The sequence below is a fragment of the Brenneria salicis ATCC 15712 = DSM 30166 genome, assembly GCF_003315515.1.
Taxonomy (GTDB): Bacteria; Pseudomonadota; Gammaproteobacteria; order Enterobacterales; family Enterobacteriaceae; genus Brenneria; species Brenneria salicis.
Genome location: NZ_QNRY01000014.1, coordinates 24,874 through 37,401 on the forward strand (window position 1 = coordinate 24,874; position 12,528 = coordinate 37,401).

At 52.6% G+C, this 12,528-nt stretch carries 12 protein-coding genes; 10 read left to right on the plus strand and 2 right to left on the minus strand.

Annotated elements, in window-relative coordinates:
* Window positions 1-25 precede the first annotated feature (25 nt).
* The 3 genes from DES54_RS18670 (at window position 26) to menI (ending at window position 3,860) form a co-directional block, all read left to right on the plus strand.
* Window positions 26-202 (plus strand): hypothetical protein, encoded by a 177-nt coding sequence (locus DES54_RS18670; protein ID WP_205680194.1) that lies wholly within the window; start codon window positions 26-28, stop codon window positions 200-202.
* A 188-nt stretch (window positions 203-390) separates the two neighbouring features.
* Window positions 391-3,444, plus strand: a complete 3,054-nt coding sequence (gene ydiJ / locus DES54_RS08210) for a D-2-hydroxyglutarate dehydrogenase YdiJ (RefSeq protein ID WP_113866314.1) — start codon at window positions 391-393, stop codon at window positions 3,442-3,444.
* Window positions 3,444-3,860, plus strand: a complete 417-nt coding sequence (menI, locus tag DES54_RS08215; protein ID WP_113866316.1) for a 1,4-dihydroxy-2-naphthoyl-CoA hydrolase — start codon at window positions 3,444-3,446, stop codon at window positions 3,858-3,860. Before ydiJ ends, menI begins: the two co-directional genes overlap by 1 nt.
* A 51-nt stretch (window positions 3,861-3,911) precedes the next feature.
* Here menI and DES54_RS08220 read toward each other — a convergent pair whose 3' ends face one another.
* Window positions 3,912-4,313: a hypothetical protein gene (locus tag DES54_RS08220; protein WP_113866318.1), complete on the minus strand. Its 402-nt coding sequence runs from the start codon at window positions 4,311-4,313 to the stop codon at window positions 3,912-3,914.
* Window positions 4,314-4,736: 423 nt separating this feature from the next.
* On the opposite strand from DES54_RS08220, the gene sufA reads away from it, so the two are divergent.
* From sufA to DES54_RS08255, 7 genes are all read left to right on the plus strand, one after another.
* Window positions 4,737-5,108 (plus strand): Fe-S cluster assembly scaffold SufA, encoded by a 372-nt coding sequence (gene sufA / locus DES54_RS08225; protein WP_113866320.1) that lies wholly within the window; start codon window positions 4,737-4,739, stop codon window positions 5,106-5,108.
* 13 nt (window positions 5,109-5,121) lie between these two features.
* On the plus strand, window positions 5,122-6,618 hold the full coding sequence (sufB, locus tag DES54_RS08230) for a Fe-S cluster assembly protein SufB (RefSeq protein WP_113866322.1): 1,497 nt from the start codon (window positions 5,122-5,124) through the stop codon (window positions 6,616-6,618).
* A gap of 91 nt (window positions 6,619-6,709) precedes the next feature.
* Complete coding sequence (gene sufC / locus DES54_RS08235) at window positions 6,710-7,456, plus strand: Fe-S cluster assembly ATPase SufC (protein WP_113866324.1); 747 nt, start codon at window positions 6,710-6,712, stop codon at window positions 7,454-7,456.
* Window positions 7,431-8,762, plus strand: coding sequence for a Fe-S cluster assembly protein SufD (gene sufD / locus DES54_RS08240; RefSeq protein WP_113866326.1), 1,332 nt, complete (start codon window positions 7,431-7,433; stop codon window positions 8,760-8,762). The genes sufC and sufD overlap by 26 nt, the downstream gene beginning before the upstream one ends.
* Window positions 8,759-9,982: a cysteine desulfurase SufS gene (gene sufS / locus DES54_RS08245; RefSeq protein WP_113866328.1), complete on the plus strand. Its 1,224-nt coding sequence runs from the start codon at window positions 8,759-8,761 to the stop codon at window positions 9,980-9,982. Before sufD ends, sufS begins: the two co-directional genes overlap by 4 nt.
* A 31-nt stretch (window positions 9,983-10,013) precedes the next feature.
* A complete protein-coding gene (gene sufE, locus DES54_RS08250; RefSeq protein WP_113866330.1) occupies window positions 10,014-10,433 on the plus strand; it encodes a cysteine desulfuration protein SufE in 420 nt (139 codons plus the stop codon).
* Window positions 10,434-10,789: 356 nt separating this feature from the next.
* The gene (locus tag DES54_RS08255) at window positions 10,790-11,818 is read left to right on the plus strand and encodes a L,D-transpeptidase family protein (protein WP_113866332.1); all 1,029 of its coding nucleotides are present in this window, start codon (window positions 10,790-10,792) and stop codon (window positions 11,816-11,818) included.
* Between the two features lie 192 nt (window positions 11,819-12,010).
* Here DES54_RS08255 and DES54_RS08265 read toward each other — a convergent pair whose 3' ends face one another.
* Window positions 12,011-12,247, minus strand: a complete 237-nt coding sequence (locus tag DES54_RS08265) for a major outer membrane lipoprotein (RefSeq protein WP_005970385.1) — start codon at window positions 12,245-12,247, stop codon at window positions 12,011-12,013.
* Window positions 12,248-12,528: the final 281 nt, after the last annotated feature.

The following is a 12,528-nucleotide window of genomic DNA, read 5'->3' on the forward strand; positions in this document are numbered from 1 at the left end:
ACCTCATTAAACAGACTCGAAAACCATGTCTCTGAAAACCATGTCTCGGAAAACTGTGCCTTCAAAAACTATGCTTTCAAAAACCACGCCGCTTTTCCAGGGCGACGTAAGCGGCGACAATTTATCATGGGATATTTCCGGGCTTTTTGACAGCCTGTTGAACGTTTTGTTGGTGAAACAGATGAAACCCGGCATGCTGTAGGTTTTTGCCGATCAAGCTGCGCATCCTTTGCTGAAATGTGATATATCCTTCATCCTTCACGTTGCCGGGAGGCGTATTGGCTGGCTTGAACACCATTAGGCGTTGCGTTGTCTCCGTTTTCCCGCACCTTGAAATCAATAATGACATCATTGGCAAACATTACTTTGTACAGACAGGGTCAAACGATAATGATCCCACAGATCTCTCAGTCACCCGGCCTCGTTCAGCCGGTGCTTAATTTTTTGGAAGCCTTGAAGCAAAATGGATTTACTGGCGATACGGCGACAGACTACGCCGATCGGCTGACAATGGCGACAGATAACAGTATCTATCAACTCTTGCCGGATGCGGTGGTTTTTCCCCGCTCCACCGCGGATGTGGCTATTCTGGCGCGTCTGGCAGGCGAAGCGCGTTTTCTTGGTCTTACATTCACCCCGCGCGGCGGGGGAACCGGAACCAATGGTCAGGCGTTGAATCGCGGCATTGTGGTGGATATGTCCCGCTACATGAACCGTATTCTGGAAATTAATCCTGAGCAAGGTTGGGTGCGGGTGGAAGCGGGCGTGATTAAAGACCAGCTTAACCAATATCTCAAACCCTTTGGCTATTTCTTTGCGCCGGAACTGTCCACCAGCAACCGCGCCACGCTGGGCGGAATGATCAATACCGATGCATCGGGGCAGGGTTCGCTGGTTTACGGCAAAACCTCCGATCACGTGCTGGGACTGCGTGCGTTGTTGCTGGGAGGCGAGATGCTGGATACACAGGCAATGCCGGTGGAACTGGCCGAGCAGTTGGCGCAGGAAGCGTCCGCCGTCGGACGTATTTACCACACGGTGTTGCATCGTTGCCGTGAACAACGGCAACTGATCCTCGATAAATTCCCGCAATTAAATCGCTTCCTCACCGGCTACGATTTACGCCATGTTTTCAGTGATGATTCAAAAACGTTTGACCTGACCCGCATTCTGACCGGTTCGGAGGGGACGCTGGCGTTTATTACCGAAGCGAAACTCGATATCACGCCGTTGCCGAAAGTACGGCGTTTGGTGAATATCAAATATGACTCCTTCAACTCGGCGTTGCGCAATGCGCCGTTCATGGTGCAAGCGCAGGCGCTGTCAGTGGAAACCGTCGATTCAAAAGTGCTGAATCTGGCGCGTGAAGATATTGTCTGGCACTCCGTCAGCAAACTGATTACCGATGTTCCGAATCAGGAGATGCTGGGGCTGAATATCGTTGAGTTTGCCGGGGATGATGAAACCCTGATCGACGGCCAAGTCAAAACCCTGTGCGCACGCCTTGATGAATTACTGGCCGCGGGTGAAGCCGGGGTGATCGGTTATCAGACCTGTAACGATCTGGCGGGCATTGAGCGTATTTACGGCATGCGCAAGAAAGCGGTCGGTTTGCTGGGGAACAGTAAAGGGCAGGCGAAGCCGATCCCGTTTGCTGAAGATACTTGCGTGCCGCCGCAGCATCTGGCGGATTATATCGAAGAGTTTCGCGAGCTTCTGGACAATCATAATCTGACCTACGGTATGTTTGGTCATGTGGATGCCGGGGTTTTGCATGTTCGTCCGGCGCTGGATATGTGCGATCCGCAGCAGGAAATGCTGATGAAGCAGATCTCCGATCAAGTCGTCGCGCTGACGGCGAAATACGGCGGTCTGCTGTGGGGCGAACACGGCAAGGGCTTCCGCGCCGAATACAGCCCGGCGTTCTTTGGCACCGAACTGTATGCGGAATTGCGCCGCATCAAGGCGGCATTCGATCCTGATAATCGGCTCAACCCTGGGAAAATCTGCGCGCCGTTGGACGTCGATGCGCCGATGATGAAAGTTGATGCGGTCAAGCGCGGAACTTACGATCGCACCATCCCGCTGACGGTGCGCACCGCCTTCCGCGGCGCGATGGATTGTAATGGCAACGGGCTGTGCTTCAATTTTGATGCCCGCAGCCCGATGTGTCCTTCCATGAAGATCACCGGTAACCGCATCCATTCGCCGAAAGGCCGGGCGACGCTGGTGCGTGAATGGCTACGGCTGCTGGCGGAGCAAGGCGTCGATCCGCTGGCGCTGGAGAAAACGCTGCCGCGGCAGAAGTTCAGCCTGCGCCTGTTGATTCAGAAAACCCGCAACACTTTGCAGGCGCGTCAAGGCGAGTATGATTTTTCCCATGAGGTGAAAGAGGCGATGTCCGGCTGTCTGGCGTGCAAAGCCTGTTCGACGCAATGTCCGATAAAAATCGACGTTCCGAGCTTCCGTTCCCGTTTTCTCCAGTTGTATCACACCCGTTACTTGCGCCCGATGCGCGATTATCTGGTCGCCGGGGTCGAAAGCTATGCGCCGCTGATGGCGCGCAGTCCCGGGGTATTCAATTTCTTTCTCAATATGCCCTCGGTCAATGCCTTGAGCCGCCGACAGATCGGCATGGTGGATTTGCCGTTGCTTTCCTCGCCGTCACTGCGTCAGCAGTTTGCCGGCCATCGTGCGATACAAACTACGTTGGAGCAACTGGAGCAATTGTCCGATGCGGAACGGCAACACTATGTGTTGATCGTACAGGATCCGTTCACCAGCTATTATGACGCGCAGGTGGTGGCCGATTTTATCCATCTGGCGGAGAAACTGAAATTGAAGCCGGTGCTGCTGCCGTTCTCGCCGAATGGCAAAGCGCAGCACATTAAAGGTTTCCTGCAACGCTTTGCGAAGACGGCGGCCAGAACTTCGGATTTCCTTAATCGGGTGGCGAAACTCGGTATACCGATGGTAGGCGTCGATCCAGCGTTGGTGCTCTGCTATCGTGATGAATACCGCGAGATTCTGGGTGACAAGCGCGGCGATTTCCAGGTGAAACTGGTGCATGAATGGTTGATGACCGTGCTGGAAGAACATGCGCCCCAGGCGATGGCGGGCGAATCCTGGTATCTGTTCGGGCATTGTACCGAAACCACCGCGTTGCCCGCCAGTACGCGTCAGTGGGCCGATATCTTCGCGCGTTTTGGCGCCAGACTGGAAAACGTCAGCGTAGGTTGCTGCGGCATGGCTGGCACCTATGGTCATGAAAGCAAAAATCTGGCGAACTCGCAGGGTATTTATGCGCTCTCCTGGCAGCAGGCGTTACAAAAATTGCCGCTGCAACGTTGCCTGACTACCGGTTATTCCTGCCGTAGCCAGGTCAAGCGCATGGAAGGCCGTGGGTTACGTCATCCGTTACAGGCCTTGTTGGAGATTATCTGATGCTGTGGAAACGACAGGTTACGCTCGACCAACTTAATCAGCAAAGTCAGGGCTGCATGATTGGTTTTCTTGGCATCCGCTACATCCGCATAACGGATGATCAGCTTGAAGCGGTAATGCCGGTGGATCCCCGTACCCGCCAGCCGTTTGGCTTGTTGCACGGCGGCGCGTCGGTGGTGCTGGCGGAGTCGCTTGGTTCGGTGGCCGGTTATCTGTGTACCGAAGGGGAGCAACAGGTGGTGGGGATGGAGGTCAATGCCAATCATCTGCGGGCGGTGGTTGACGGCGAGGTGCGCGGCGTGTGTCGCGCATTGCACGCCGGGAAACGTAATCAGGTCTGGCAGATCGATATTTTCGACAGTCAGGATCGTCTGTGCTGTACCTCACGGCTGACCACCGCCGTGATTACGCCGTAGCGTGTTATCACCCAACCGGGACATTTGACGGCGTCCCGGTTGGTTTTCACATCAAGGTAGGAAAGGCACGCGTTTGACGAAGTCGGTCTGGAACGCGGTGGCTTTATCCCATGAGCCGAGCATGCTTAACTGATGGCAAATCGATTTGAGCGTATTACGGGCGAAGTAGTAACTCTGAACGCGAAAGAGGTGGCAGCGCTTCTCATTATTGATTTCTTTAATCAGCCGGTTATGCAGTTTTACCAGCGCATGCAAATAGCTGTCGTCATCGCCATTACGCAGACACAGGTCGGCCATATCCATACAGGCGTTGTGATAACGCCGTAAATGATCAATATTGCTTCCTGGACGATTCAGACGCGCTTCCGCCATATAAAAGTCGACAGTGACGTCACGGATCTGAAATTTATACTCGTCGATCTGATGCTGTAGCCAGGCATTCATCGAAAGCATGGTTATCAACCCTGAATATTAAATGATAATCATTATCATATTTATAAAAATAGTCGGGATCAATGGGGAAACTGCACTTTTCCCTGCAAAATTTACCTAAGGTGCGACAAAATCTTTATTTACTTTTCCTGTTTTACAAATAGGCATTCGCTATGAATGTTATACTAATGATAATTAATTGATAATATTTGAGTGCGAACGAAAACGGCGTTAGGGTGATTTACTACTTGTTTATCATGGCGTTAGTTGGCTATAAACCACGCTTTTTCGCATGGCGAATAGGATGCGCTGGCATGCTTGCCGTCATCAAAAAACAGCGGTTGCCAATAGCCCTGCGAAACAAGAGGTTGAAGCAAGTTTTATTATCACTAACATTAGAGGAAACCAGCCTGAAACTGGTGGGCACGTAATGAGGTATTCGTGATGCAAACGGAAAATGTAGGGACGTTTTCACTGGAGGAAAACGTCTGGAAAGGATTGACGCTGACCGATAGCGCGGTGAAACAAATCAAGAATTTGATGCAGCAGGATGCTGCGATGCAAGGTTTGCGGCTGGGCGTAAAACAATCCGGCTGCGCTGGATTTGGTTATGTGTTGGATCTGGTTCGTGAATCCGATACGGATGACTTACTGTTCGAACGCGACGGCGCAAAGCTGTATGTGCCGCTAAAAGCGATGCCTTTTATTGATGGCACCGAACTCGATTTTGTCCGTGAGGGGCTTAATCAGGTATTTAAGTTTAATAATCCCAACGCTCAGCATGCCTGTGGATGTGGCGAGAGCTTCGGCATTTAAGTGATGACAAATTATGGCACGTAGCACAGTAGATGTACCTGATGATGTCCAAATCTGGATGGGTGATGGACGATATAAAGAAGGCTTCTTCACCGAACTGGCAACTGATCAGTTGGCGCACGGCATCAACGAGGAGGTCGTGCGGGCGATTTCCGCAAAACGCAATGAGCCTGAATGGATGCTGGTGTTCCGCCTGAATGCTTACCGGGCGTGGCTGGAAATGGAAGAACCCCACTGGCTGAAAGCGCATTACGATAAGCTTGACTATCAGGATTATAGCTATTATTCCGCGCCGTCTTGCGGCAGTTGTGATGACACCTGCGGTTCGCAACCGGGCGCGACTCAGCAATCCAGCATCGCGGAAGTGAATAACTACCTGACCAGCGAAGTGGAAAATGCCTTCAATCAGCTTGGCGTCCCGGTGCGTGAAGGGAAATCCGTGGCGGTCGACGCTATTTTTGACTCCGTTTCCGTCGCCACCACTTACCGCCACGAACTGGCTGAGCAGGGGATTATTTTCTGTTCCTTCAGCGAAGCTATTCAGGAGCACCCTGATTTGGTGCGTCAGTATCTCGGTACGGTCGTGCCGGCGAATGACAACTTTTTTGCCGCGCTGAATGCGGCGGTCGCGTCTGACGGCACGTTTGTCTATGTACCCAAAGGCGTGCGCTGTCCGATGGAGCTATCCACTTATTTCCGTATCAACGCGGCGAAAACCGGCCAGTTCGAGCGCACTATCCTGATTGCCGATGATGACAGCTACGTCAGTTATATTGAAGGGTGTTCGGCGCCGGTACGCGACTCTTATCAACTGCATGCGGCGGTGGTGGAAGTTATCGTCAATAAAAACGCCGAAGTAAAATATTCCACGGTGCAGAACTGGTTTTCCGGTAAAGACGCCGAAGGCGGCATTCTGAACTTCGTCACCAAACGCGCGCTGTGTGCGGGCGACTATGCCAAAATGTCCTGGACGCAATCGGAAACCGGTTCGGCCATTACCTGGAAATACCCAAGCGTAGTGTTGCGCGGCGACCATTCGGTTGGCGAGTTCTTCTCTGTCGCGCTGACTAATGGGCGTCAGCAAGCCGATACCGGCACCAAGATGATTCATATCGGCAAGAACACCCGCTCAACCATTATCTCCAAAGGAATTTCCGCCGGGCACAGCGAGAACACCTATCGCGGTCTGGTGAAGATTATGCCGAGCGCCACCAATGCGCGTAACTTCACCCAGTGCGACTCGATGCTGATTGGCAGCGACAGCGGCGCGCATACCTTCCCTTATGTGGAAGTGCGCAATAACACGGCGCAACTGGAACATGAGGCCACCACCTCGAAGATTGGCGACGATCAACTGTTTTACTGCCTGCAACGCGGTATCAGCGAAGATGACGCGATCTCCATGATCGTTAACGGGTTCTGTAAAGACGTTTTTTCTGAATTGCCATTGGAATTTGCTGTGGAAGCCCAGAAGTTACTGGCGATTAGCCTGGAACACAGCGTGGGTTGATGAGCCGTTACCGGGGACCCCTCAACGGGGAACAGCATCGGTTACAAAAATGATGAGCGTCGCCAAACAGCCGACGCCGGAAGGATAGAGCATGTTAAGTATTGAAAATTTAAAAGTCAGCGTAGAAGGCAAAGAGATTATTAAAGGGCTGAATCTCGTCGTTAAGCCGGGCGAAGTGCACGCGATTATGGGGCCGAACGGCTCAGGGAAAAGCACGCTCTCCGCTACGTTGGCTGGTCGTGAAGAATATGAAGTGACTGACGGTACAGTCAGTTTTAACGGGAAAGATTTATTGGCGCTGGCGCCTGAAGATCGCGCCGGTGAAGGCATCTTCATGGCATTTCAGTATCCGGTGGAGATCCCCGGCGTCAGCAACCAGTTCTTTTTGCAAACCGCGGTGAACGCGGTGCGTAAGTACCGTGAGCAAGAGCCGCTGGATCGCTTTGATTTCGCTGATTTTATCGAAGATAAAATTAAGCTGCTGAAAATGCCGGAAGATTTGTTGACCCGCTCCGTCAATGTCGGGTTCTCCGGCGGCGAGAAGAAGCGTAATGATATTCTGCAAATGGCGGCCCTTGAACCGGATTTGTGCATTCTGGATGAAACCGACTCCGGTCTGGACATTGATGCGCTGAAAATTGTCGCCAACGGCGTGAACGCCCTGCGTAACGAACAGCGCGCCTTTATTATCGTCACGCACTATCAGCGTATTTTGGATTACATCAAACCTGATCATGTACATGTTCTCTATCAGGGACAAATTGTGAAATCCGGTGATTTCTCTCTGGTGAAACAGTTGGAGGAGCAAGGCTATGGCTGGCTTACCGACCAACAATAAAACCAGCGCCAAAGCAGGCATTGAACAGAAGCAGCAACAGGCCCTGCAACAGTGGCACGGTCTGTTTGACAGCGTAACGTCGCGTTCATCGGATGCGTACCAGCACTGGCAGGAAGTGCTGCGTCTGGGCCTGCCGCACCGCAAGCATGAGCATTGGAAATATACGCCGCTGGATGGACTGCTGGCGCATGAGTTCGTTGCGTCGCGGCTATCGTCCGTCGCGCAGGACACGCTGGATGCGCTGACGCTGCCTATTGATGCCTGGCGTCTGGTGTTTATCGATGGCGTGTTCAGCGAGGCGCTCAGCGACACGCAGTGGGGGCCTTATCAGGTTGAGATCAAATCCGCCCGGACGCCTGGCGAATTTCCCGCCGCCGTCCAGCCGGAAGTTTTCCTGCACCTGACGGAAAGTCTGGCCACGCAGAGCACGTTGATTCGTCTGGCGGCCAATCAGCAGGCGGAAAAATCCTTGTATCTGCTGCATATCAGCAGCAGCCAGGGCGCGGCGCTGAATACGGTTCATCACCGTCATCACTTGCAGGTTGAACGCGGCGCCAGCGCACGGATCATTGAACATTATGTCAGTTTGGAGCCGCATGCGCACTTTACCGGCGCACGCCTGACGATCAGCGCGGATGAAAACAGCCGCGTCAGCCACTACAAACTGGCTTTCGAAGCCGCGGCCAGCTACCACTTTTCACACAACGATTTGGTGTTGTCCCCTGATGCGCAGGTTCGCAGCCACAGTTTCCTACTGGGGGCGGGGCTGACCCGTCATAACACCAGCGCGCAACTGAATGGCGAAGGCACGAATCTGGTGATCAACAGCCTTATCCTGCCTGTCGGCAGTGAGGTGTGCGACACGCGCACTTATCTGGAACATAACCAGGGGCATGGCGAAAGTCGTCAGTTGCATAAGACCATCGTCAGTGACCGCGCCAAAGCGGTCTTCAATGGTATGATCAAAGTCGCGCCCCATGCCCTGAAAACTGACGGACAGATGACCAACAACAACCTGTTGCTGGGACGGTTGGCTGAAGTCGATACTAAACCGCAACTGGAAATTTATGCCGATGATGTGAAGTGCAGCCACGGTGCGACGATAGGGCGTATGGATGAAGAACAACTGTTTTATCTGCGTTCACGCGGCATCACGCAACAGGATGCGCAACAAATGATCATTTTTGCCTTCGCCGCCGAATTGACGGAAGCGATTGAGGATGAGTCGCTGCGCAGTGTGATATTGGAACGTATCGCCCAGCGTTTGCCCGCCACATCTTTTGCGTCAGAAAAGGCGGCATTATGAGTTATCCCATCGAACAGGTTCGCGCCGACTTTCCACTCCTGGCCCGCGAGGTCAACGGGCAACCATTGGCCTATCTGGACAGCGCCGCCAGCGCGCAAAAACCGCAGGCGGTGATTGAGCGCGAAACGGCTTTCTATCAGCATGAATATGCCGCCGTGCACCGCGGCATCCACACACTGAGCGCGCAGGCGACATCGGCGATGGAAGCGGTGCGCGAGCAGGTGGCGGCCTTTATCAATGCGGCCTCGGCAGAAGAGATCGTTTTTGTGCGGGGGACGACGGAAGCCATCAATCTGGTCGCCAACAGTTACGGCCATACCTTTCTGCAAGCGGGCGACAATCTCATCATTACGGAAATGGAACATCACGCCAATATCGTGCCCTGGCAAATGCTGGCCGAGGCACGTGGGGTGGAGCTCCGCGTGATCCCGCTGGCATCGGACGGTACGCTGGATCTTGCGTGCTTGCCCGCATTGCTTGATGAGCGGACCCGCTTGCTGGCGGTAACGCACATTTCCAACGTGCTTGGCACGTTAAACCCGGTCAAAGACATTATCGCGCAGGCCAGAGCCGCTGGCGCGGTGGTGCTGGTTGATGGCGCCCAGTCGATTATGCATCAGACCATCGATGTTCAGGATCTGGATTGCGACTTCTTTGTCTTTTCGGGACACAAGATCTACGGGCCTTCCGGTATCGGCGTACTGTACGGCAAACGCGAACGGTTAGCGGCAATGCCGCCCTGGGAAGGCGGCGGCGCGATGATCCGTCAGGTGAGCCTGCGTAGCGGAACCACTTATGCGGATGCGCCGTGGCGCTTTGAGGCCGGTTCGCCGAATACCGCGGGGATCATGGGATTGGGCGCGGCATTGAATTATGTCGCCGCGTTGGGGCGTGATGCGATTCAGCGCTATGAGTCCGCTCTGATGCACTATGCGTTGGAAGCGTTGGTTCAGGTGCCCGATTTAACCCTGTATGGCCCGGCAGAGCGGCATGGCGTGATTGCGTTCAATCTGGGACAACATCACGCCTACGATGTCGGCAGTTTCCTTGATCAGTATGGCATTGCGATCCGCACCGGCCACCACTGCGCGATGCCCTTGATGGAACACTATGCGGTTCCCAGTATGTGCCGCGCTTCGCTGGCGGTTTATACTACGCGCGAAGAAATCGACCGGCTGGTCGCCGGGCTGCAACGTATCCATCGATTGCTGGGCAACTGAGCCTTGCGCCAGGTTGTCCGGGGAGGAAAAAATGGCAAGTCTGCCGGATGCGCAGAAATTAATCCGTAATTTTTCGCGCTGTCATAACTGGGAAGAAAAGTATCTTTATATTATTGAATTGGGCGCCCGGCTTGAACCGTTGCCGGACGTGTGGCGTCAGACTGAAAACCTGATTGCCGGCTGCCAGAGCCAGGTGTGGATTGTGATGCGTCATGACGAGCAAGGGGTGATCACTCTGCATGGCGATAGCGATGCCGCTATCGTGAAGGGATTGATCGCCGTGGTGTTCAGTCTTTATCAAGGTCTGACCGCACAGGAGATCGTTGCGCTGGATGTTCGCCCTTTCTTTGAGGAACTGGCGCTGAATCAACATTTAACGCCATCGCGTTCGCAAGGGTTGGAAGCGATGCTGCGGGCGATCCGCGCCCAGGCCGCGTTGCATATTCCGTAAATTCACTCTGCGGTGAGTATAGATGTCAGCCCTTTGAAAAAAGGAAAATGGCTGACATAAATAATTTTTACTGAGAATGAGTTTATTTATAAAAAGCGCCAGCACGTTCCGTCTGGTGCTTTTTGTTTTTGGCTAACTCGTTACGCTCTGATATTTCAGAATGTATCCATAGACTTATCTCGACATGAAATTTACTCTACAATTGTTTTTGTAAAGATTTGCATATCAATGCGTTGATTTATAAATAAAATATGATTTTATTTTTGCAATGCTAATATAGCGGGATACTGGTTGCGGCAAAAAGAACCAGAAATCGTTTATTAACTGGCAATTGAGCCTTGATGTAGGGACTTTGTATGAAATGCGCGTTAACTTTACTCGGTATGGTCTTTGCGACATATTTGGCGGGCACCAGCATTGCCAGTGCGACGGAGTATCCATTACCACCACCCAATAGCCGTCTTATCGGTGAAAATATCGCTTATACCGTTCCTAATGACGGTCATGCGCTGGAAGATATTGCGGCGAAATTCAAGATCGGCATGCTGGGGATGCTGGAAGCGAACCCCGGTACTGATCCCTATCTGCCGACGCCAGGTTCCACTCTGACCATTCCCACCCAAATGCTGCTGCCTGATACGCCGCGTGAGGGGGTCGTCGTCAATCTGGCGGAACTTCGATTGTATTACTATCCCAAAGGCAAGAACACCGTCATTGTTTACCCTATCGGAATTGGTCAACAGGGACGCAACACCCCATTGATGACCACCTCGATCAGTGATAAACGCGCCAACCCGACTTGGACGCCAACGGCCAATATTCGTAAACGTTATCTTGAAGAGGAAGGGATCACACTGCCTGCCGTCGTCCCCGCCGGACCGGATAATCCAATGGGGCTGCACGCTTTGCGGCTTGCCGCGCACGGTGGGGTTTATCTGCTGCATGGCACCAATGCCAATTTCGGTATTGGGATGCGCGTCAGTTCGGGTTGCATCCGTTTAAGAGCGGAAGATATTAAGGCGTTGTTTGATACGGTGCCAGTCGGCACGCGCGTCCAAATTATCAATGACGCCATCAAGACCTCGGTTGAACCGGACGGTAAACGTTATGTCGAGGTGCATCAACCATTGTCAAAATCGGATAAAGACGATCCGCAAACCATGCCGATCACCATTACCGCAAAAACCCAGAAATTCATTGAAGCAGGTGATACCGACGCCAAAGCCGTCGCGGATGCTATCGTTCGGCGTTCAGGGATGCCGATTCTGGTGAACGTGGGGCAGGATATCAATACCTATGAGCAGCCGGTGCAATCCGTGACGGATGACGACGCGACAATGCCTCAGGCGGCGCCGATTACCGTGATCAACGCTTCCGCGCAGTAATACGGAAAAAACCTGCTGGCGGGCGTTCAGCGCATCAGCAGGTGATGTAGAAGAGGCGGTCGATGACAGGATGCGACAGATGCTGCATCCTGTCGATAAAAAGGGGAAGACGGAACAGCGTAGTTCTTTTGCAAAAAAAGCAAAAAAAATGGCGCACAATGTGCGCCATTTTCACGACTTAAACCAGTTCGATTACTTCTTGTAAGTACGAACTTGGTTGTCCAGACGCTGGTTAGCACGAGCTGCGTCGTCTTTAGCAGCCTGTACGTCAGAGCGGATTGCGTTCACGTCGTTGCTCAGTTGATCAACTTTAGCGTTCAGAGTCTGAACGTCAGAAGACAGTTGGTCAATTTTAGCATTGCTGGAGCAACCTGCCAGCAGAGTAGAACCCAGAATTACCGCGCCCAGTACCAGTTTAGTACGATTCATTATTAATACCCTCTAGATTGAGTTAATCTCCATGTAGCGTTACAAGTATTACACAAACTTTTTTCTAATGAGAATAAATTTTTGATGAGAACATGCTTAATTTTGATCGTTCGCTCAAAGAAGCAGCGGGTTTTACAAAATCATTAAAAAAGTAAGGAAAACAGCGTTATTTTTATCAGACAAGTCTGAGGTGTCCGGCAATTAAAATTAGGTTTAGCTTGCGTCATTAATTTGACGAACAGGTGGGTTTGATAACCACACATATAAAAAAGCGCCAACCA